24 protein-coding genes are annotated in these 21,735 nt (G+C 60.9%); all 24 read right to left on the bottom strand.

Annotation, left to right across the window (positions count from 1 at the left end):
- Position 1: 1 nt before the first annotated feature.
- Complete coding sequence (gene fliQ / locus BLU85_RS04180; RefSeq protein WP_038858957.1) at positions 2-271, bottom strand: flagellar biosynthesis protein FliQ; 270 nt, start codon at positions 269-271, stop codon at positions 2-4.
- A gap of 23 nt (positions 272-294) precedes the next feature.
- Positions 295-1,044: a flagellar type III secretion system pore protein FliP gene (gene fliP, locus BLU85_RS04185; protein WP_053120292.1), complete on the bottom strand. Its 750-nt coding sequence runs from the start codon at positions 1,042-1,044 to the stop codon at positions 295-297.
- Positions 1,044-1,481, bottom strand: a complete 438-nt coding sequence (fliO, locus tag BLU85_RS04190) for a flagellar biosynthetic protein FliO (RefSeq protein WP_092204549.1) — start codon at positions 1,479-1,481, stop codon at positions 1,044-1,046. The genes fliP and fliO overlap by 1 nt, the downstream gene beginning before the upstream one ends.
- Positions 1,482-1,940, bottom strand: a complete 459-nt coding sequence (gene fliN, locus BLU85_RS04195; protein WP_072408512.1) for a flagellar motor switch protein FliN — start codon at positions 1,938-1,940, stop codon at positions 1,482-1,484.
- A 71-nt stretch (positions 1,941-2,011) separates the two neighbouring features.
- Positions 2,012-2,980, bottom strand: coding sequence for a flagellar motor switch protein FliM (fliM, locus tag BLU85_RS04200; RefSeq protein WP_053120288.1), 969 nt, complete (start codon positions 2,978-2,980; stop codon positions 2,012-2,014).
- Positions 2,981-2,989: 9 nt separating this feature from the next.
- Positions 2,990-3,493: a flagellar basal body-associated protein FliL gene (fliL, locus tag BLU85_RS04205; protein WP_092204548.1), complete on the bottom strand. Its 504-nt coding sequence runs from the start codon at positions 3,491-3,493 to the stop codon at positions 2,990-2,992.
- Between the two features lie 230 nt (positions 3,494-3,723).
- Positions 3,724-5,097: a flagellar hook-length control protein FliK gene (locus BLU85_RS04210; protein WP_092204547.1), complete on the bottom strand. Its 1,374-nt coding sequence runs from the start codon at positions 5,095-5,097 to the stop codon at positions 3,724-3,726.
- A gap of 89 nt (positions 5,098-5,186) precedes the next feature.
- The gene (locus BLU85_RS04215; RefSeq protein WP_053178502.1) at positions 5,187-5,531 is read right to left on the bottom strand and encodes an Hpt domain-containing protein; all 345 of its coding nucleotides are present in this window, start codon (positions 5,529-5,531) and stop codon (positions 5,187-5,189) included.
- A gap of 31 nt (positions 5,532-5,562) precedes the next feature.
- Entirely contained in the window at positions 5,563-7,269 is a 1,707-nt protein-coding gene (locus tag BLU85_RS04220; protein ID WP_092204546.1) for an ATP-binding SpoIIE family protein phosphatase, read from the bottom strand.
- A 5-nt stretch (positions 7,270-7,274) separates the two neighbouring features.
- Positions 7,275-7,580 (bottom strand): STAS domain-containing protein, encoded by a 306-nt coding sequence (locus BLU85_RS04225; RefSeq protein WP_092204545.1) that lies wholly within the window; start codon positions 7,578-7,580, stop codon positions 7,275-7,277.
- Positions 7,581-7,682: 102 nt separating this feature from the next.
- Positions 7,683-8,132 carry a flagellar export protein FliJ gene (gene fliJ, locus BLU85_RS04230; protein WP_092204544.1) on the bottom strand — a complete coding sequence of 150 codons (450 nt, stop codon included), beginning with the start codon at positions 8,130-8,132 and terminating at the stop codon, positions 7,683-7,685.
- Between the two features lie 6 nt (positions 8,133-8,138).
- Positions 8,139-9,497, bottom strand: a complete 1,359-nt coding sequence (fliI, locus tag BLU85_RS04235) for a flagellar protein export ATPase FliI (RefSeq protein ID WP_092204543.1) — start codon at positions 9,495-9,497, stop codon at positions 8,139-8,141.
- Positions 9,487-10,332: a flagellar assembly protein FliH gene (gene fliH / locus BLU85_RS04240; RefSeq protein ID WP_092204542.1), complete on the bottom strand. Its 846-nt coding sequence runs from the start codon at positions 10,330-10,332 to the stop codon at positions 9,487-9,489. The genes fliI and fliH overlap by 11 nt, the downstream gene beginning before the upstream one ends.
- A 7-nt stretch (positions 10,333-10,339) precedes the next feature.
- On the bottom strand, positions 10,340-11,359 hold the full coding sequence (gene fliG / locus BLU85_RS04245) for a flagellar motor switch protein FliG (protein ID WP_003199086.1): 1,020 nt from the start codon (positions 11,357-11,359) through the stop codon (positions 10,340-10,342).
- A complete protein-coding gene (gene fliF / locus BLU85_RS04250; RefSeq protein WP_060738649.1) occupies positions 11,352-13,136 on the bottom strand; it encodes a flagellar basal-body MS-ring/collar protein FliF in 1,785 nt (594 codons plus the stop codon). The genes fliG and fliF overlap by 8 nt, the downstream gene beginning before the upstream one ends.
- A 15-nt stretch (positions 13,137-13,151) precedes the next feature.
- Positions 13,152-13,478: a flagellar hook-basal body complex protein FliE gene (fliE, locus tag BLU85_RS04255; RefSeq protein WP_003199082.1), complete on the bottom strand. Its 327-nt coding sequence runs from the start codon at positions 13,476-13,478 to the stop codon at positions 13,152-13,154.
- Positions 13,479-13,702: 224 nt separating this feature from the next.
- Positions 13,703-15,097: a sigma-54-dependent response regulator transcription factor FleR gene (gene fleR / locus BLU85_RS04260; protein ID WP_092204541.1), complete on the bottom strand. Its 1,395-nt coding sequence runs from the start codon at positions 15,095-15,097 to the stop codon at positions 13,703-13,705.
- 5 nt (positions 15,098-15,102) lie between these two features.
- Positions 15,103-16,311: a sensor histidine kinase gene (locus tag BLU85_RS04265; RefSeq protein WP_092204540.1), complete on the bottom strand. Its 1,209-nt coding sequence runs from the start codon at positions 16,309-16,311 to the stop codon at positions 15,103-15,105.
- Between the two features lie 110 nt (positions 16,312-16,421).
- A complete protein-coding gene (locus tag BLU85_RS04270; protein WP_003199076.1) occupies positions 16,422-17,897 on the bottom strand; it encodes a sigma-54 dependent transcriptional regulator in 1,476 nt (491 codons plus the stop codon).
- A gap of 169 nt (positions 17,898-18,066) precedes the next feature.
- Positions 18,067-18,363, bottom strand: a complete 297-nt coding sequence (locus tag BLU85_RS04275) for a flagellar protein FliT (RefSeq protein ID WP_092204539.1) — start codon at positions 18,361-18,363, stop codon at positions 18,067-18,069.
- An 11-nt stretch (positions 18,364-18,374) separates the two neighbouring features.
- The gene (gene fliS, locus BLU85_RS04280; RefSeq protein WP_060738652.1) at positions 18,375-18,770 is read right to left on the bottom strand and encodes a flagellar export chaperone FliS; all 396 of its coding nucleotides are present in this window, start codon (positions 18,768-18,770) and stop codon (positions 18,375-18,377) included.
- Positions 18,771-18,901: 131 nt separating this feature from the next.
- Positions 18,902-20,332, bottom strand: a complete 1,431-nt coding sequence (gene fliD, locus BLU85_RS04285) for a flagellar filament capping protein FliD (protein WP_092204538.1) — start codon at positions 20,330-20,332, stop codon at positions 18,902-18,904.
- A gap of 82 nt (positions 20,333-20,414) precedes the next feature.
- On the bottom strand, positions 20,415-20,780 hold the full coding sequence (locus BLU85_RS04290; RefSeq protein ID WP_003199070.1) for a flagellar protein FlaG: 366 nt from the start codon (positions 20,778-20,780) through the stop codon (positions 20,415-20,417).
- A 72-nt stretch (positions 20,781-20,852) separates the two neighbouring features.
- Positions 20,853-21,701 (bottom strand): flagellin domain-containing protein, encoded by an 849-nt coding sequence (locus BLU85_RS04295; protein WP_092204537.1) that lies wholly within the window; start codon positions 21,699-21,701, stop codon positions 20,853-20,855.
- Between the last annotated feature and the right edge of the window lie 34 nt (positions 21,702-21,735).

Genomic DNA, 21,735 nt, shown 5'->3' on the forward strand with positions numbered 1-21,735 from the left:
GTCAGCCGATCAACTGCGGAATACTGCCGTACAGCTGCAGGATGTATTCCATGAAGGTTTGTACCATCCAGGGGCCAGCGACGATCAGCGTCACCAGCATCACCAGCAGGCGCGGCAGGAAGCTCAAGGTCTGTTCGTTGATCTGGGTCGCGGCCTGGAACATCGCCACCAGCAACCCCACCAGCAGGCTGGGGATCACCAGGATGGCAACCATCATGGTCGTCAGCCAGAGCGCTTCACGGAACAGGTCTACCGCTACTTCAGGCGTCATATCGTCCTACCTGCACAAAAGGCCTAAACACCGCCGAAACTGCCCGCCAGCGTACCGATGATCAACGCCCAGCCGTCCACCAGCACAAACAGCATGATCTTGAACGGCAGGGAAATGATCAGCGGCGAGAGCATCATCATACCCATGGCCATCAGCACGCTGGCGACCACCAGGTCGATGATCAGGAACGGGATGAAGATCATGAACCCGATCTGGAACGCGGTTTTCAGCTCGGACGTCACGAACGCCGGCACCAGGATCGTCAGCGGCGCCTGGTCGGCACTGGGGATGTCGGTGCGCTTGGACAGGCGCATGAACAGCTCCAGGTCGCTGCTGCGGGTCTGGGCCAGCATGAAATCCTTGATCGGCACCTCGGCCTTGGCCACGGCATCCTGAGCAGTGATTTTTTCTGCCAGGTAGGGTTGCAGCGCATCCTGGTTCACCCGATCAAACACGGGCGCCATGATGAACATGGTCAGGAACAGCGCCATGCCGGTGAGGATCTGGTTCGAGGGGGTCTGTTGCAGGCCCAGGGCCTGGCGCAGGATCGAAAAGACAATGATGATCCGGGTGAAACTGGTCATCAGCATGACGAACGCCGGGATGAAACTCAGCGCGGTCATGATCAGCAGGATCTGCAGGCTGACCGAGTATTCCTGGGCCCCTTCGGCGTTGGTCCCCAGGGTGATCGCCGGGATCGACAGCGGGTCGGCGGCGAACGCCAACGGTGCGGCCAGCATCAGGGCCAATGCCAACAGAATGCGCAACGGCATTACTTTTTATCCTTCTGGTCTTTCCCCAGCAGCTCCATGAGGCGCTGGGCAAATTCGGGGCTGGCCGGCTCGGTGGAAGGTACCTGCACCGGCTCCTTGAGGACGTGCAAGGCGGTGATGGTGCCCGGGCTCAGGCCCAGCAGGATCTGCTCGTTGCCGACCTGCACCAGCACCAGCCGGTCGCGTGGCCCGAGCGCGCGCGAACCGACGATGTCGATGACCTGGCCCTTGCCGGCCGGTCCCGCCTGCTGCACGCGGCGCAACAACCAGGCGAGAAAGAAGATCAGGCCCAGCACCAACAGCAAGCCGAGCACCAGTTGCGCCAGTTGTCCGGCGACCCCATTGCCTGCCGCCGGCGCAACGGCCGCCGTGGCAACCGGTTCGGCCGCCAGCACGCTCAACGGCAGCATCGACGCTGCGGCGAAGAAACCTTTCACTCAGCGCAGCTTCTTGATGCGTTCGCTCGGGCTGATCACGTCCGTCAGGCGAATGCCGAACTTCTCGTTGACCACCACCACTTCGCCATGGGCGATCAAGGTGCCGTTGACCAGCACGTCGAGCGGCTCGCCGGCCAGGCGGTCCAGCTCGATCACCGAGCCCTGGTTGAGCTGCAGCAGGTTGCGGATGTTGATATCGGTGCTGCCCACTTCCATGGAGATCGACACCGGGATGTCGAGGATCACATCCAGGTTCGGCCCATCCAGCGTGACCGGCTCGTTGCTCTTGGGCACGCTGCCAAATTCTTCCATCGGCAGGCGGTTGGACCCGTGATTACCGCTATCGGCGGCCAGCAAGGCATCGATGTCGGCCTGCCCGGCGTCGCCGGTTTCTTCCAGGGCCGCAGCCCATTCGTCGGCCAGCGCCTGGTCATCCTGGGTATTCATATCGTTAGCCATCATTTGTCCTCGGCGGGCAAAAATCAGTAAAAAACGTAAAATCCGTTACAAACTTAAGAAGTTGACACCCCTCAGCGGCGTTCGATCGGCTCGATCACCTGCAACGCCAGGTTGCCTTTGTGAGAGCCCATCTTGACCTTGAAGGCCGGCACGCCATTGGCGCGCATGATCATATCTTCCGGCATCTCGACGGGGATGATGTCCCCCGGCTGCATGTGCAGGATGTCTCGCAGGCGCAGCTGGCGCCGGGCGACTGTCGCGCCGATCGGCACATCGACGTCGAGCACGTCCTGGCGCAAGGCGTTGATCCAGCGTTCGTCCTGGTCGTCGAGGTCCGACTGGAAACCGGCGTCGAGCATTTCGCGCACCGGCTCGATCATCGAATACGGCATGGTCACGTGCAGGTCGCCGCCACCGCCATCGAGCTCGATGTGGAAGGTCGAGACCACGATGGCTTCACTCGGCCCGACGATGTTGGCCATGGCCGGGTTCACTTCCGAGTTGATGTACTCGAAGTTCACTTCCATGATCGCCTGCCAGGCTTCCTTCAAATCGATGAAGGCCTGTTCCAGCACCATGCGCACCACCCGCAGCTCGGTCGGGGTGAATTCACGACCTTCGATCTTGGCGTGACGACCGTCGCCACCAAAGAAGTTGTCCACCAGCTTGAACACCAGCTTGGCGTCGAGGATGAACAACGCGGTGCCGCGCAACGGCTTGATCTTCACCAGGTTGAGACTGGTGGGCACGTACAACGAATGCACGTACTCGCCGAACTTCATCACCTGCACGCCACCGACAGCCACGTCGGCCGAGCGGCGCAGCATGTTGAACATGCTGATGCGAGTGTACCGGGCGAAACGCTCGTTGATCATTTCCAGGGTCGGCATGCGTCCGCGAACGATGCGATCCTGGCTGGTCAGGTCATAGCTTTTGACGCTGCCCGGTTCAGCAGCGTTTTCGGTCTGTACCAGACCATCGTCGACACCATGCAACAGCGCGTCGATTTCGTCCTGGGACAGCAGGTCCTGCACGGCCATGTCGTGTTCCTACTGCAATACGAAGTTAGTGAAGAGCAACTGTTCGATCACCACTTTGCCGAGCTCTTTCTGAGCCACTTCCTGCACGCTGGCCGTGGCTTTCTGACGCAGCATTTCCTGGCCGACGGGCGTGGCCAGGGTGTCGAAATTCTGTCCGGAAAAGAGCATTACCAGGTTGTTGCGGATCAGCGGCATGTGCACCCGCAGCGCTTCCAGGTCAGCCTGGTTGCGACCTTGCAAAGTAATGCTGACCTGCATGTAGCGTTGACGACCGTTCACGGTGTAGTTGGCCACGAAGGCGGGCGCCATCGGTTCGAAAATCGCCGGCTGCTTGCCCACCGGCGCAGCCTCGACCGCCGCTGCCGGCTTGCTCTGAGCGCTGTGCATGAAATACCAGGTCGCCCCCACGGACACGCCGATCGCCAGGAGCAAACCCACCACGATCATGATGATCAGCTTGAGTTTGCCTTTGGTTGCAGGGTCTTTTACAGCTGCTGCTTCACTCTTCGCCATGCCAATAATCCGTCACTAATCGGGGTTTTCACTGTTGCACGGCAAGGCAGGAGCAAGTGTTATGCCAGAAGTGTCAGCACCCAGGATGACGGGCAAATAGAATCTTCAGCCCCATGAAACCACTGTGGGAGCGAGCTTGCTCGCGATAGCGGATTGTCAGTCACTTTTGCGGGGACTGGTTCATCGCTATCGCGAGCAAGCTCGCTCCCACAGGGGTGAGCATCGTTGGATCAGGCGTAGTAGTCGACCGCGCTGGTGCCAATGACGCTGGTGGTGCTGGCGGCCACTTCAGCGATACCGACCGGGCCAGCTTCCTCCGCTGAATCCACCCGCCCGCCAGATGACGTCGTACGCCCGGCCCGGGCCTGCTGCTGGGCTTGCTGCTCCTGGTTCTGCGAACCACGGGATTGATCCGACACGCTGACGTCGACCTGGCCCATGCCCTGCTGGCTAAAACTGTCCCGCAGGCGATGCAACTGGCCTTCGAGGGCTTCACGAACGCCGGAGTGGGCGCTCATGAACGTGACCTGGGTCTGCTGGTCCGGAACCATGTTCACCCGGATATCCAGGCGTCCGAGCTCCGCGGGCTGCAATTGGATGTCGGCCGCCTTGAGATTGACGCTGGACAGGTACATCACCCGGTTGACCACCTCTTCGGTCCAACCGCTCTGATTCATCGCGATAGGTTGGTTGACCGGCACTGCGTTGGCGGTTTTGGGTGTGGCGGCCTGGGTCAGCGCGGCCAGGCGGTTGGCGAAATCATCCACGCGAGTGTCGCTGGACGCCGTGCCCAGGTCCTTGAGGCCTTCGCTGATCAAGCCACCGAAGGCCTTGTCGCCCCCCTGGCTACCGGACTCGGTACTGTTCTGATCGGCTTGCACGCTGAGCATGCTGGCCATCCCGGCGGCAAAGGTCTGCGCCGACGTCGGTTCACCGTCGAGCGACACCGGGGCAGCGCTCTTGGGCTGCGCCTGGCTGGTGGCGGAAACATGACCGCCCTGCTCCATCGCCAAGCGCAAGGCGGGCAATGCGTCGAGAGGGTCGGCTTCCGGGTCGAAGGCTGGATCGACGACCGGGGCTGCTGGCTGGGCCGCAGCGGCCAATGGGACAACGGGCGCCGCAACTGCCGTGGCGACCTGGGCCTCAGCCGTGACCGCCACGGGGGCAGGTTCCGCCGGGGCTGTCGCGACCGGCACCGTCATGTCCGGCAGCACACCAGGATCAAGGCTCGGATCGACCGGCGCCGCATCCGCCACGGGCGTTTCAGCCGAGTCGGCGCTGGTATCGCTGGCGGTCTTGTCGTCGGTGCTGGCTGGTTTGTCCGCGGGCAAGGGTTTGCCGCTATCGGCAACCGTCGGTTCCGGGGCGGCAGGGCTTTCGTTGCCGGTGTCTTTTTTGACGGTGTTATCGGCGGCCTTGTCGCGCGCCGATTTCACCACAGGCTCCGGGGCCGCCGCCGTTTTGGAAGGCGCCTGCTTGGCGAAGACTTGAGCGAAGCTGGAGGCTCTATCCCCGAGGTCCGGGGCCGCTGCCGGTGAATTGACGGCGACCTTGGGCTTGGCCTGGACAGAGGCCTGAAGCAATGAATTGGGGGTAACGGGCATAAAAAGGTCTCCGCTGCACTGGAATCATAGGTACAGTCGAGACTAGGCAATGCAAGGCACGGGCCAAAACTTACCTGGGCCCTCAAATCTCAGCAGTGGAAGCCTTCACGCTCTTCCCGGCAAAGCTTGCGGACATGGGCGAATTCGCTGTCGATTTCGTTGACCAGGTTTTCGATACCGCCCAATGACGGCTGCTTGGCACGCTGTTCCAGTTCGCCGCACAGCTCGGCCAGGCGGATGGCGCCCATGTTGCTGCTGCTGCCCTTGAAACTGTGGGCCGTGGCGCTCAATTTTTCAGCGTCCCGCGCTTCATGCAGCACGCGCAGGCGAGCCTCGGAGTCGTTGAGAAACGTATCCAGCAACTCCAGATACCCCTCCTCCATGACTTCCTTCAACGTGCTGAGCACGTCGCGGTCCAGATGAATCTCGTTCACTTGTTCGCTCCCTGATCAAGAATGACGCCAATTATGCCAGAGCCTCCCAGAAAAACTCCACGCGCGCACTACGACCATCGTCTGACCAGCGGGCCTGGTGGCTCAACTGGCGCACCAGGCTCACGCCGCGCCCCGACAACCGATCACTGTCCACGGGCCGTGCCAGCACCCGGGCGACATCGAAACCCTCGCCGCTGTCTTCGACCTCGATGGCCAGGCGACCACCCTCGCCGCTTGGCGAAACGTGCAAGTGCACCCGCACGTAACCGTCACTCAGTTCATCCAGGCGCGTATTGCGCTCGCTGTAGTAGCGAGCAAAACCCGCGGCATCACGCTTGAGGCTCGAGTCGAGCCCCAGCACCCCGTGATCCAGGGCATTGGAGTAGAGCTCAGACATGACACTATAAAGGGCGCCACTCTGGGCCCTGAGCCCATGGACCTCAAGCAGCAACTGCAACAGGTAGGGCATCGGGTTGAAGCGCTTGAGGGTCTGGGCCCGGAACTCGAAGCTCACCGACCAGTCCAGTGGGCTGGACTGGCCGCTATCGGAATAGACCGGTGGCGGCGGATTGAGTTGCGTCGGTGCGACCAGTCGCACCTCGACCATGCTGAAGTCGTCACGGGCCTCACCGCGAAAATCCCGCAGGGCCTGCTGGATGTCCTCAAAAAGACGGTCAGGCTCACGGTTGGCCGAAAATACCTGCTGCAACCGCTCCACGCCAAACGGCTGGTCATCGCGGTCACTGGTCTCTATTACGCCATCGGACAACAGGAACACCCGGTCCCCCAGGGACATCGAATGCACCTCGGTGCGGTCATCGAACAAGTGCGGCGTGAGCACGCCCAACGGCAAGTGCCGCGCCGGCAACGGCGTACGCTCGCCGCTGAGGCTGTCATGCAGGTAACCATCGGGCATGCCACCGTTCCAGATTTCCACCGTGCAACGCTGGAAACTGAGGCACAACAGCGTTGCGCAACAGAACATATCCACCGGCAGGATGCGCTTGAGCTTGGCATTCATCTCCCGCAGGATCTGCGCCAGGCCGTAGCCCTTGGCCGTCATCCCGTAGAACACTTCCGCCAGCGGCATCGCGCCGACCGCCGCCGGCAAACCGTGCCCGGTGAAATCCCCCAGCAGGACGTGCATGTCGCCGGCCGGATTGAACGCGGCCAGCAGCAAATCGCCATTGAACAAGGCATAAGGTGATTGCAGGTAGCGGATGTTCGGCGCGCTCAGGCAGCCGGAATGGGCGATCTTGTCGAACACGGCCTTGGCGACCCGTTGTTCGTTGAGCAGATAGTCATGGTGCCGGGCGATCTGGTCGCGCTGCTCCACCACCGTGGCCTGCAACCGTCGCAAACGGTCCATGGCCTTGATCTTGGCCGCCAGGATCACCTGGTTATAGGGCTTGGCCAGAAAGTCGTCGCCGCCCGCCTCCAAGCAACGGGCCAGGGCTTCGCTCTCAGTCAGCGAAGTGAGGAAAATGATCGGGACCAATTGGTCCCCAGCCAGTTGCTTGATTCTCTGCGCGGCTTCGAAGCCGTCCATCACGGGCATCATCGCGTCCATCAGCACCAGGTGCGGACGCTGTTCCAGGTAGACGTCGACCGCTTCGGCGCCATTGGCCGCGGTGAGCACGTGGTGACCCTGGCGGCGGACAATGGTCGACAACAGCAGTCGATCAGCGGCACTGTCTTCGGCAATCAGGACCGTCAGTGGCTCCGACGACGATTGCATGGCGATCAACTGATGTCGAACAGCTTGTCGAAATTGGAGATCGCGAGGATTTTCTTGACGTCGGAGCTGCTGTTGACGACCCGGATATCCGACTCGTCGCCGCCGGCATGATCGCGCAACAGCAGGAGCATGCCCAGGGCGGAACTGTCGAGATAAGTGGCTTCTTTCAAATCCACCACGATGGACTCGGGTTTCGTGATGAGCCGCTCATAGGACTCACGAAACTCCTGATGCCGCCCGAAATCGAATCGACCCTTGATCGAGATCGTCAGCTTATGCCCATCGGGGGATACTTCGGTAACTACTGACATGATCGGCTTCCTTGTCATGGACATACGTGTACAAGGTGTAGCATCTGGTAAAGGTCTGAGCAAGGTTTTGCCTCGTTCATACGACAAAAACCTCATTTCCCATCAGTAGGGGTTCTGTCGCGGCAGACGCTGGGACAATTCATCGAGCAGTTTCTGTTCGCGCTTGTCTTCCAACTGTCGCGCTTCATCGATATAACGCTGCACCAGTTTGCGCAACCCTTCGACTCGGGCAAACGCCTCTTGCCAGCTCTGGCGAGCCTTCTCCAGGTTGTTCTGGTGCCAGACCAGGCTCTGGCGCTGCTGGTCGATGGCGGTGCCCAGCTGTGCCAGGAACCCCTGGTAGCCCAGCAACCATTGCCCGGAGACCCCGTGGCTGCCTCGGGCGATCCACTGCTCCTGGTATTCGAGTCGAAAGTTTTCCAAGTCTGCCAGCTTGCTCTCGGCAACGGCCACTTGCCCCTGGAAATACGCCAGTCGCTGGACAGCGGTCTTCTCGGCTTTTTCCGCCATTTCCACCACGGGTGCCAGGCGCGCCGCACGACTTGTGGCCATGGCCGGTTACGTGCCCGAGACCGGCGCGAAAATAGTCTGCAAGTGCGCCTCGCTGGCGCCCATGCCGATGTTGTCGTTCAAGCTTTGGCGCAGGTAGACGGCCATGGCCGGGTAAAGACTGATAGCGGTGTCGGTCTCGCGGTCACCGCCCGGCACATAGGCACCGACGCTGATCAGGTCACGGCTTTGCTGGTAGCGCGACCAGTACTGCTTGAACTGCTGGGCCCGTTTCATGTGCTCGGCGCTGATCACCGACGGCATGACCCGGCTGATGGAAGCCTCGATGTCGATGGCCGGGTAGTGACCCTCTTCGGCCAGGCGCCTGGACAGCACGATGTGACCGTCGAGCACACCCCGGGCCGAGTCGGCGATGGGGTCTTGCTGGTCATCACCTTCGGACAGCACGGTATAGAACGCGGTGATCGAGCCGCCACCTTTTTCCGCATTGCCGGCGCGCTCGACCAGTTTCGGCAGCTTGGCGAAGACCGAAGGCGGATAGCCCTTGGTGGCCGGCGGTTCGCCGATGGCCAGGGCGATTTCCCGCTGGGCCTGGGCGAAACGGGTCAGCGAATCCATCAGCAGCAGGACGTTCTTGCCCTTGTCGCGGAAATACTCGGCAATGCGCGTGCAATACATGGCAGCCCGCAGCCGCATCAACGGCGCATCGTCCGCAGGCGAAGCCACCACCACCGAACGCTTGAGCCCTTCCTCGCCGAGGATGTGCTCGATGAACTCCTTGACCTCACGGCCCCGTTCACCGATCAGCCCCACCACGATGATGTCGGCTTCGGTGAAGCGGGTCATCATGCCCAACAGCACACTCTTACCCACCCCGGTACCGGCAAACAGGCCCAGGCGTTGGCCGCGCCCGACCGTCAATAAACCGTTGATGCAACGGATACCCACGTCCAGCGGCATGCTGATGGGGTCACGCTTGAGGGGGTTGATCGTCGGGCCATCCATCGGCACCCAATCCTCGGCCTTCATGCCGCCCTTGCCGTCCAGGGCGCGCCCGGCTCCGTCCAGCACGCGCCCGAGCATGCTCATGCCCATGGGCAAGCGACCATTGTCGGCCAGGGGCACGACGCGCGCGCCCGGTGCGATACCGGCGACGCTGCCCACCGGCATCAAGAAGACTTTGCTGCCGGAGAAACCCATGACTTCGGCTTCGACCTGCACCGGGTGGTAGCTGTCGTCGTTGATCACCATGCAGCGGCTGCCCATGGCGGCACGCAGGCCCTCGGCTTCGAGGGTCAGGCCGACCATGCGCAGCAGGCGACCTTCCAGGATCGGTTGGCCGGCCAGCTCACTGGCCTCGGCGTAGCTGCCCAGGCGCTTGCCGAAGCTGGTTCGCTCAAGGCGCATCGCGGCTGTCCGGTACAGAAGCGTCCAATTCAGGCACCTCCAGCCCCACATCGGCCGGCGCGGCATCGGCACTGATCAGGGGATCGTCCGGCAACTCCAGGCTCAGGTCGGCGGCGGCCGGATGCAGGGCCTGTTCGTGCAGTTGGTCGAACAACTTGGCCATGATCTGGCTGATACGGGTTTCAACGGTGGCGTCGATGCGGCTGTGTTCGGTTTCCACCCGGCAACCGCCCGGCAGCAGCGCCGCGTCCTCGACGATGCGCCAGGTTTCTTCATGGCGCTCGCGCAGGGCCTTGACCAGTTCGAAGTCCTGGGGATTGATGTACAGCCGCACGTTACCCACGCCCAGCGGCAACAACTTGAGCGCTTCACGCATGACGTGTTCGATCTGGCTCGAATCGATGGCCAGTTCGCGCTGGATCACTTGTTTGGCAATGTGTTGCACCAGGCCCACCAGGGATTTCTCGATCTGGCTGTCCTGCTCGGCGATGGGGTCGAACAGGTTGAGCATCAGCGATTCCAACGCACGGAGCTTGGCCGTCAGCGCCACATCGGCTTCCTGGCGAACCTTGAGCGTGGTGCTGTGGAAGCCTTCCTTTTCACCCACGGCAAAACCTTCGTTATAGGCTTCCTGGCGAATGCTCTCGACTTCCTCGAGGGTCAGCGGCTGGACTTCTTCCAGCGGCACCTCCTCCATTTCCGGCAGCTCTTCCACCGGCTCCGGCTCAGGCTCGGGCACATGGGGGTCGAAGCTGGGCAGCGACCAGACGTCGAAACCACCGACGTCCCGGGCGCGGATCAGGTCGCTGGGGGCTTCATCACTCTTGGCAGACATAACGACCTTAGATCATCTCTTCGCCGCCCTTGCCACCGAGAACGATCTCCCCGGCTTCGGCCATGCGGCGGGCGATGGTGAGGATTTCCTTCTGTGCGGTTTCCACATCGCTGACGCGCACCGGGCCCTTGGCCTCGAGGTCGTCGCGCAACAGTTCGGCCGCTCGTTTGGACATGTTCTTGAAGATTTTTTCCTTGACGCCTTCGTCCGAGCCCTTGAGGGCCAGTACCAGCACGTCGGACGACACCTCGCGCAACAGCGCCTGGATGCCACGATCGTCGACATCGGACAGGTTGTTGAACACGAACATGAGGTCTTCGATCTGACCGGACAGGTCTTCGTCGAATTCGCGGATCGAGTCCATCAACTGACCTTCGATCGAACTGTCGAGGAAGTTCATGATATCCGCCGCACGCTTGATGCCACCCAGGGTGGTGCGCGAGGCATTGGAGTTGCCCGAGAACTGCTTTTCGAGAATCTGGTTCAATTCTTTCAGGGCCGCCGGCTGCACGGTATTGAGCGAAGAAACGCGCAGGATGATGTCCAGGCGCACCTTGTGGTCGAAGTTGCCCAGCACTTCGCCGGCCTGGTCCGGGTCGAGGTAAGCCACCACGATCGCCTGGATCTGCGGGTGCTCGTAACGGATCACGTCGGCAACCGCCCGCGGCTCCATCCACTTGAGGCTGTCCAGGCCGCTGGTATTGCCACCCAGCAGGATCCGGTCGATAAGACCGTTGGCCTTGTCCTCGCCCAGAGCCTGGGTGAGCATCTTGCGCACGTAGTCGTCGGAACCCACGCCCAGGCTGGTCTGATCGCCGACGATGTCGACGAACTCACTCATCACCTGCTCGACCTGCTCGCGGTGCACATTGCCCATCTGCGCCATGGCCACGCCCACGCGCTGGACTTCCTTGGGCCCCATGTGGCGCAGCACCTGGGCGGCGTCGGTCGACCCCAGGGACAGCAGCAGGATCGCGGCTTTGTCGACCCGGGACAATTTGGCAACAGCGGCTCGATTATCACTCATCTGCGTTAATCCACTCTTTCACGACCTGGGCCACACGACCCGGGTCTTCTGCCACCAGACTCTTGATAGCGTTCAACTGAGCGTCATAGCCTTCGCTCGGGCTTGGCAGCAGAATGCTCTGCGGCCCGCCGAGGCTGACGCGATCATTGGCCAATTCGCCATCCAGGCCGCCCATGCCGCCCAGTTCCACATCACCCAGGCCGGCCAGCTGCTTGTTCCTGCCGCCATTGGTGATGTTATTGAGCACCGGACGCAGTACGCCGAACACCAGTATCAGGATGAACAGCACACCCAGTACTTGCTTGACCACATCCCAGAACCAGGGTTGCGAATAAAATGGAATATCGGCGACCACTTCACCGCGCTCCAGGGAGAACGGCACGTTGATCACGCTGACGCTGTCGCCGCGGCTGGCGTCGAAACCGACGGCGTCCTGCACCAGGCGGGTAAAGCGCGCCAATTCATCGGCGCTCCATGGCGCACGGCTGGTTTCACCGTTGGCCGGGTTGACCTTGACCTGATCGTCCACCACCACCGCGACCGACAGGCGATTCAAACGGCCCTGCTGTTGCTTGGTGTGGCTGATGGAACGATCGAGCTCGAAGTTCTTGGTCGACTGCTGACGCTTGTCGGCCGGGTACGGCGCCAGCATCGGCTGGCCGGTGGCCGGGTCCATGATCTGCTGGCCGTTGGCATCGATCAGCGGCTGACCTGGCTGCACCATGCCGGCGGCCGCCGTGGCGCCACCGGTGGTTTGCGGCGCACTGGCCGGCGACGGCGGCTGGTTGCTCAGGGCACCCGGGACGCCTTGCGGGCCATTGCTGGCGGTGCGTTGTTCATTCACCGACTGCTCGCTGCGCAACGCCGGCTGATCCGGGTTGAACTGCTCGGAAGTGGACTCGACGGCGCTGAAGTCGACATCGGCCGACACTTCGGCTTTATAGCGATCGTTACCCAGGATCGGTTGCAGGATGTTGTGCACCCGCTGGGTCAGCATGCCTTCCATGCGACGGCTGTAATCGAATTGCTTGCCGGCCATGGTCAGTTCGGAGTTTTCCGCCTGGTCGGACAGCAGGTTGCCCTTCTGGTCAACCACGGTGATCTGCGATTTGCTCAGCTCGGGTACGCTGGTCGCCACCAGATTGACGATGGCCACGACCTGGCCTGGCTCCAGGGAACGGCCCGAATACAGCTCGACCAATACCGAAGCACTGGGCTTGCGTTCGTCGCGCACGAACACCGAGCTTTTCGGGATCGCCAGGTGCACCCGGGCACCCTTGACATTGTTCAGGCTGGAAATGGTCCGCGCCAGCTCACCTTCAAGGCCGCGACGATAACGGGTCGCTTCCATGAATTGGCTGGTGCCCAGGCCCTGGTCCTTGTCGAGGATCTCGAAACCGATGTTGCCATCGGTCGGCGTCACGCCGGCCGCGGCGAGCTTGAGGCGCGCACGAGCGACGTCATCGGCCTTGACCAGCAAGGCGCCGGAATTGGGTTCGACGGTGTAAGGAATGTCGGCGGAAGCCAGGGTCTCCATGACTTGCTTGGCGTCCATGCCCGCCAGGCTGCCATACAGCGGACGATAGTCCGGTTGCTGGGACCACAGCACCACGGCAAAACCAATCGCCACGCTGGCAGCCAGGCCGACCAACAGGCCAACCTGACGCAGCATGGTCATCTCGGAGAGATTTTCCAGGAAGGACAGGCCGAACAACGGCGGTTTGCCGTCTACCGGAGTGGCCTTGGCTGGAACGTTATCAACGGCTGCTTCTGCCATGACTCAATAATTTCCTTAAACCGGCATCTGCATGATGTCTTGGTAGGCTTGAACCAGTTTGTTGCGAACCTGGGTCAGCGCCTGAAACGAGACACTGGCTTTCTGCGAGGAGATCATTACGTCCGTCAGGTCGACGCCACTTTTGCCAATCTCGAAAGCACTGGCCAACTGGTTCGACGCCTGCTGGGTATCGTTCACTTTATTGACGGCCTGACCGAGCATGTCGGAAAAGCTGCTGCCACCCACCTGGGGGACCGCGACCGATTTAGGCTGGGCCATGGCGTCCATTTGCATGGCCCGCATGTCCAACATCAACCGATTAAATTCAATACCTTGGCTCATGGTCTACTCTCTCTGGCGGCCCGCATTTTTTTGACACTTGCTCAGCGGGTATTCAGGTATTAGCAACAAGGGTGCCAGCTCCATGGCGATAGAAAACAAATGCGCACACAACCCCATTGTGGGAGCGAGCCTGCCCGCGATAACCCATCACATCCGACCTCGACTTGACTGACCCACCGCTATCGGCGAGCAAGCTCGCTCCCACAGGGGGTATTGGTGCTTATTCAACTGGCGAACAGATAAGCCTCGACATCCATGCCGGCGTCACGCATTTGCGCCAACTTGTAGCGCAGGGTGCGCGGGCTGATCCCCAGGCGTTCGGCAGCCTCCTTGCGACGACCGCGTTCGGCGCGCAGGGTGTCGATGATCATCTGGAACTCGCGACGCCGCAGGTCATCGCCCAAGGCGCCAACCGAATCGCCCTCGACATCCATCGGCGGCACGGGGGTTGCGGTCGGTGCCGGTACCAATGCGGGCAATGGCGCGCAGGCCACCGGACCGGCCAGGCAGAAATCCTCCGGCTGGATCAAACCGCCCTGCTGCAGGATCAAAGCCCGCTGAATGGCGTTATCCAGTTCTCGGACATTGCCCGGCCACGGGTAGGCAACCAGACAGGCCCGGGCCTCGGCTGAAAGCCGGGCCGCCGCGTGCTTCATTTTATTGACGTGTTTGTTCAGCAGGCGCTCGGCCAGCGGCAGGATATCGGCGGTGCGCTCGCGCAACGGACGCCAGGCAAGCGGGAACACCGACAGACGGTAATAGAGGTCTTCACGGAAACGCCCCGCCGCCACTTCGCCGGCCAGGTCGCGGTTGGTGGTCGCCACCACGCGAATGTCCAGGCTGATGGGCTTGCGCGCCCCCACCCGCTCCACTTCCCGCTCCTGCAATACCCGCAACAGCTTGGCTTGCAGGCCCAACGGCATTTCGGAAATTTCATCGAGCAGGATCGTGCCACCGTCGGCCTGTTCGAACTTGCCGGCCTGGGCCGCGATGGCGCCGGTGAACGAGCCCTTTTCGTGGCCGAACAGTGTCGCCTCGAGCATGTTGTCGGGAATCGCCGCGCAATTGATGGCAATGAACGGTTCCCCGGCACGCCGGGATTGTTGATGGATGTAGCGGGCCAGCACTTCCTTGCCCGTACCGGACTCGCCGGAAATCAACACGGTTGAATCACTGCGAGCGACCCGTGCGGCCAATTCCAGCAGTTGCGCACTGGCCGGTTCGATGGCCACCGGGCCTTCGCCCTCGACCGCGAGACTGCCCAAGGCATGGCGCGCGACCAGATCCAGCAGTGCCTTTGGCTCGAACGGCTTGACCAGGTAATCCGCCGCGCCCTGGCGCATGGCGTCCACCGCTCGCTCGACGGCGCCGTGAGCGGTCATCAGCAAGACCGGCAATTGCGGCTGACGAGCCCGTAACAGTCCGAGCAATTGATGGCCGTCCATGCCTGGCATGTTGACGTCACTGACCACCAGGCTGAACGCTTCCCGGCCCACCGCCAGCAGCGCTTCCTCCGCCGAACCGACGGCGGCGTAGTCGTGCCCGGCCAGCACCAGGGTATCGGCCAGCGCCTCGCGCAGGGCCCGGTCATCCTCAACCAGCAACACCTTGATCGCCATTGCTTTCACTCCACTCCTGGCGCATTGGAAAACAGCGGCAAGCACACCGTCGCACACGTGCCACGGCCCAACCGCGAGCGCAATTGCAATTCTCCCTGATGAGCACGGGCCACGGCCTTGACCACGGTCAGGCCCAGGCCCGTGCCGGTGGTCTTGGTGGTAAAGAATGGCTCGCCCAGGCGCACCAGCACGGCCGGCTCGATACCGCTGCCGTTGTCGCTGACAGACAGGCGCAAGGTGTTGTCGCGCGTGTACAAGTGCACTTTCAGCCGCACGTCGCCGCCGCTGGCCTGGATCGCGTTTTCGATGAGGTTCAACACCGCGCCCACCAGTGTGTCGCGGTTGCACAGTACTTCACCGACATGGCTGTCGCACTGCCAGCGGATCGGCAGTTCCTGCACATGAGTCAACGCCGCGGCCTGCAGCGATTGCAACAAGGCCTTGGGGGTGACGCGGTCGGTCAACGGCAGCTCGCCGCGAGCGAACACCAGCATGTCCCGTACCTGGTGCTCCAGTTCGTGCAGGCGCTCTTTCAAGCGTCCGGCGAAGCGTTGCTGGGTTTCCATCGGCAATTGCTGCTCGGTCAGGTGACTGGCATAGAGCAGCGCGGCGGACAGCGGCGTACGAATCTGATGGGCCAGCGAGGCCACCATCCGCCCCAGGGAAGACAGGCGCTCGTGGCGAGCCAACTGGTCTTGCAGGTGACGGGTTTCAGTCAAGTCATTGAGCAGCACCAACTGCCCAGGCTCGGCGTCCAGCGAGCGCGTCGAGATGGACAGGCGCCGGCCGTCCTTGAGGGACACTTCATGGCCGTCGTCGTCCCGGGGCGCAAAGCAGCGGGCGATGACATGCCGCCACAGCTCGCCCTCCAGGGGCAGGCCGAGCAACTCGCAGGCCGCCGGGTTGGCTTCGCGTACACGGCCGTGGGCGTCGATGACGATCACACCACCGGGCAACAGGTCGAGGAGATTTTGCAGGCGATTGGCCAGGCGTTCCTTTTCCGCCAGCTCCTGCATGCGCTGGGCGCTGACCACGGCCAGCTCGCCCTTGAGCTCGGTGACCCGGGCTTCGAGCAGGCTGTAGGAATCCGTCAGTTGGCTGGACATCTGGCTGAACAGCGAAAATGCCTGCTCAAGTCCAAGCCGGCTTGCCTGTTCGGCGGACGGCATGTGTCCCGGTTCGGGGACAGGAGACATCTGGGCGGCTTGGGTCATCGTGCTCTCTCGCTTGGCTGACCGTCAGTTAAACGGAACGTTGCGAGGGCTATAGCAATACCCGTGCCGAAAAAAAACCGCCCAAGAATCAGGCGGTTGGAAAACAGGCGTCAATCATCCGCCTGTTCATCTCCTTCACGACGGCTCATGCCGTACTTGCGCATCTTCTCCACCAGGGTGGTACGACGGATGCGCAGGCGTTCTGCCGCGCGGGCCACGATACCGTTGGCATCGTCCAAGGCTTGCTGGATCAGACCTTGTTCAAGGCCTCCCAGGTAATCCTTGAGATCCAGGCCTTCGGGCGGCAATAAGGCATTGGCGGTAAAGTCCGGCGTGTGACCGTTTATGGCCACTCGCTCCTCCAGGTCGCTGCGCAGGCTGTCGACCATCTGTTCGTCTTCGTCGTCGACGTAGCGGAATTTCTTCGGCAACTCGTTCACGCCGATCACCCCGTACGGGTGCATGATCGCCATGCGCTCCACCAGGTTGGCCAACTCGCGGACGTTGCCCGGCCAACCATGGCGACACAGGGACATGATCGCCGCCGAGTTGAAGCGGATCGAACCGCGCTTTTCGTGCTCCATGCGCGAGATCAATTCGTTCATCAGCAACGGGATGTCTTCGACGCGCTCACGCAGTGGCGCCATTTCGATCGGGAAAACATTGAGGCGGTAATAGAGGTCTTCGCGGAAACTGCCGACCTCGATCATGCTCTCGAGGTTCTTGTGCGTGGCGGCAATGATGCGCACATCGACGCTCTGGGTCTTGTTGCTGCCCACACGTTCGAAGGTGCGCTCCTGCAGGACGCGCAACAGCTTGACCTGCATCGGCAACGGCATGTCGCCGATCTCGTCGAGAAACAGCGTACCGCCGTTGGCCAGCTCGAAACGCCCGGCGCGGCTGGTGATCGCGCCAGTGAAGGCGCCTTTCTCATGGCCGAACAGTTCGCTTTCCAGCAACTCGGCCGGGATCGCGCCACAATTGACTGGCACGAACGGCGCTTCGCGACGCTTGGAGTGGTAATGCAGATTGCGCGCGACCACTTCCTTGCCGGTGCCCGACTCGCCCAGGATCAGCACGCTGGCGTCGGTATCGGCGACCTGCTGCATCATCTGGCGCACGTGCTGGATCGCCCGGCTGGTGCCGACGAGGCTGCGGAACAGGTTGGGTTCGCGATGCCTGCCGCGCTCGCGAGCCTGATCGTACATCTCGCGATAAACCTGCGCGCGGTGCAGCGAATCGAGCAGCTTGCTGTAGCTGGGCGGCATTTCGAGCGTGGAAAGTACCCGGCGGCGCTGGTCTTCAGGCAAGTCAAGGGAAGAATTTTCGCCCATTAACAAAACCGGAAGGAACTCATCCCAGGTTGAGAGTGTCTTTAGCAAGCCCAAAAGCGTTGCGGGAGCATTTACGGTCCCGATAAGGACACAGATGACTTCACGACTGGACGACAATGAGCCGACAGCCTGCTGCCAATCATGGCTTCCGCAGGGTAAATTTTCTTCGCCAAGAAAATTCAGGATCACCGCCAGGTCGCGGCGCCGAACGCTATCGTCATCGATCAGGAGAATTTTGGTTTCACGCCACATGCAATAGCAACTTCCCTAGTCAACCCAATGCCCGAAATTAGGGGGCAAGCTAGACGCTTGCAGACTTGTCATGCCTGTAGACGCCTTAAATCTGTAAACAGCTACTAGTTAAGTCAAAAAACCGTGCACAGTCAAATTTATGGCGCAACGGACTCGGATTAACTGAGCATTAACCGAACAGATGGTAAACCTTTGCGGCGTTCTGTGCTTGATGGATCTGTTGCATCTCGTCGACGATCGCCTGACGCGCTCCTGTGGCCGCCTCCAGCAATTGCCGGTACACCCCCAGTAACTCCTCAAGATTATTACGCAACGCCGCCTCATCCACCTCGGACTCGCTCAGGACGTCTTCCATGCAGGAACGACAGGCCAGGTCCAATTGTCCGATGGCCTCCCAGTTGCGCTCAGCCAAGGCATCGACCAGGGCATCACGGGTGTGTTCGATTCGCTGCAGGACAAGACTCATGAGGGCACTCCTTAGAATTGCGGACCAGGCGCGGCAATGGCATCCCAGCCTTCCTTGACCGTGCGAAGCAGATCGGCGACTTCGTCGAGGATCTTCGGATCGGCCTTGACGTTGGCTTCGGCCAGACGTTTCATCATGTAAGCGTAAAGAGCATCCAGTTCGGCGACCGACTCGGCCTGGTTTTCCAGGTCCAGGCCTTCACGCAGACCACCGACGATGCCGATGGCCTTGCTGATCAGAATGCCTCTGTTTGCAATATCCTTGCGCTCCATCGCGCCCTTGGCCTGGGCGATACGATCCAGGCCGCCCTCCATGAGCATCTGCACAAGACGATGGGGACTTGCTTCGGAGGTTTGCGCCTGGGCGCCAATCTTCTGGTATTGGCGAAGGGCCAACATCGGATTCATGTTCTACCTCATCAAGAAACTTCGGTTCGTATAAATAGCGTATCGACGCTGCGTCAAAAAACTTTAGGTCGAAAAGCCAAAAGCCCGGAACGTGGTCAAAACGTTGCCGGGCCTTTTGCATCTCTGGAAAATCAGCTGTTTTTCTGTTGTGCCGTCAACGCCTCGAACATCGAGGTAATGTTGCTGGCAGTGGCCTTCAGCTTGCCAACCAGGGTATCCATGTCGTTGTACTTTTTGGTCAGAACAGCGGTCAGGGTTTCGACCCGACGATCCAGGGCCTCCTGATCGTTCTTCAGGCGGGTCTGGGTCTTGGTCAGCGTACTGGTGCGCTGGTCGAGGATGCCGCCGGTCTGAGTGTAGGGTTCGATCGCCTTACCCATGCGCTCCAGCAGTCCATTGGTGCCCGTGAACAACGTCTGGACTTCACCGCTGAGCTTTTTATCGCTCATCGCTTCGGTGAATTTGACGGTATTGAAGTTCAACGCGCCCGTCTTCTGATCGGTGGTAATACCCAACTGGGCCAGCGAGGTCAGCTTGTCGCCAGCGCCGGTTTCAGACAAGGGCGTTCGAATCGCCGCCAGCAGTGAGCGAGGCAATGCGTCACCGGTCAATTTTGCCGGCACCGTCAGCTTCCCATCGTCGTCGAGCGACGGCTTGGTCAGTGCGGTGATGCTATTGGCGATCGCGTTATAGGCATCGACGAATTTCTGGATCGAGGCTTTCAGGCCGTCGTTGTTCGGCGCCACCGTTACGGTTGAAGTGCCGTCGCCTGCCACGCCGACCAAATTCAACGTCAATCCGGAAATCGCCGTGCTGACCGTATTGCTCTTGCTGGTCAGCACCATGCCATCGACAGAGAAATTGGCATCCAGGGCCAAAGCACCGATGGCACCCGCCGAGGTCGCCGTCAGCGGAGTATTGTTGGCACCTACGACATTCGTTCCATCGATCTCCAGCCCCGCGATGCCGCTCACCGAGATATCGGAACCCGCCCCGGTAGTGGTGGAGCCCAATACCAGGCGCGAACCGAAGGAGTCGGTCACGATGTTGGCACTGACGCCAGCAGCCTTGAGCGAAGTGTCAGCATTGATCGCGTCGCGAACCGACTGCAAGGTCGAACCATCCGGCACATTGAGGTTATAGTTGACCCCCTTCTGCGCGATGGTCAGCGTGCCGCTCGGGATGGCACTGGCCGTCCCCCCGGCAAAGGCCGCCGAAGTGACCTTGGATGCCGTGGCGAGGTTTGTGACCTTGATTGCGTAAGTGCCATTCACCGCCGAGTTGCCGGCGGTAGCCGTGACAACACCTGGGGCGGAGGATGTCGCAGCATAACCCGAGAATTGCGGGGTCGTGGTGCTGGACAAGTCCTTCATGGCGGTATTGAACGCTGCCAACAAAGACTTCAGGGTTCCCACCCCGGAGATACTGTTGGCAGTCGTCGTCGTCGCTCGGGTGATCTGACCTTGCTTGGCGGCCTTGTCGGAATCGACCAGCGCCTTGACGATCGCAGTGGTATCGAGGCCAGAGCCTAGACCCAAGCCAGGTAGAATTGGACTTGCCATGTGGGACTCCCTTCAGTGTGTCGCCGGCCTTTTGACCTTTACAACGCCCAAAAGAACATAACAACAAAATTCGTGCCGGTTGTCAGGCTTCAGCGCTGAACAACAAGCTGTTTGCATCATTCAAACTGTTGGCCAGTTTCAGAACTTCTTCGTTCGGGATCTGGCGAATCACTTCACCGGAACCACTGGCAATCACTTTGACCACTACTTTGCCTGAAGGCTCATCAATAGAGAACTCCAGGTTGCGTTTGACCGACTGGACGAACTTCTCGATTTCCTGAACGGCCTTCTTGAGTTTGTCCTGCTCGGCGGCAGCGTCCTTAGGAGCTTCCTTCACCGGGGTCACGGTAGCAACTTCGGCTTGAGGCTTCTCCACTGGCTTGTCGACCACTGTAGGTGCCGGCTTCGCCGCTGGATAAGACAAGTTCAGCTTCACGCTCATATCCATGTCCATCACCTCTTGAACGGAAAAAGCGAGAGAGCACGCAAGCGCACTCCCCCGCTAAAACTCATCCAGCTATTACTGAAGCAGCTTCAGTACAGCGGATGGCAGTTGGTTGGCCTGGGCCAGAACCGAGGTAGACGCTTGCTGCAGAGTCTGCTGCTTGGTCAGTTGTGCAGTTTCAGCAGCGAAGTCGGTATCTTGTACACGACCCAGTGCAGCACTGGCGTTTTCGTTGATGTTCTGCAGGTTGGAGATGGTGCTGGCGAAACGGTTTTGTGCAGCACCGAGGTCAGCACGAGCACTGTTGATGGTGTCGATCGCGCTGGTGATTGCATCCATGGCGGCCGAGAAGTTGGTTTCAGCAGTGGTGCTGTCGGAACCGATGATGGTGATCGCCGAGTCGACACCCAGGCTTGCAGCGTCGAAACTGGCGCTCAAGGTCAGGGAGATCTGGTTGTCAGAACCGGTGTTCGAACCGACCTGGAAGGTCATGGTGCTAGCAGTACCGTCGAGCAGGTTCTTGCCGTTCAGGTTGGTGCTGTTGGCGATACGGGTCAGTTCGTCGCTCATCTGCGAGAACTCTTTGTTCAGAGCGACACGGTCGGTTGCGCTGTTGCTATCGTTACGGGACTGGATGGCCAGTTCACGCATACGTTGCAGGATGTTGGTCTGCTCTTGCATCGCGCCTTCAGCGGTCTGCGCCATGGAGATACCGTCGTTGGCGTTTTTGATCGCCATGGTCTGACCGCGGATTTGCGAGGTCATACGGGTAGCGATCTGCAGGCCGGCGGCGTCGTCTTTGGCGCTGTTGATTTTCAGGCCGGAAGACAGGCGAGTCATCGAAGTGGAGAGAGCGTCGGAAGCCCGGTTCAGGTTCTTCTGAACGTTCAGCGATGTGGTGTTGGTGTTTACTGTTAAAGCCATGACGAATTCCTCGTTGGTTGGGTACTGCGGCTTC

Origin of the sequence: Pseudomonas sp. NFACC14, from assembly GCF_900106885.1 — a bacterium.
Taxonomy (GTDB): Bacteria; Pseudomonadota; Gammaproteobacteria; order Pseudomonadales; family Pseudomonadaceae; genus Aquipseudomonas; species Aquipseudomonas fluorescens_AA.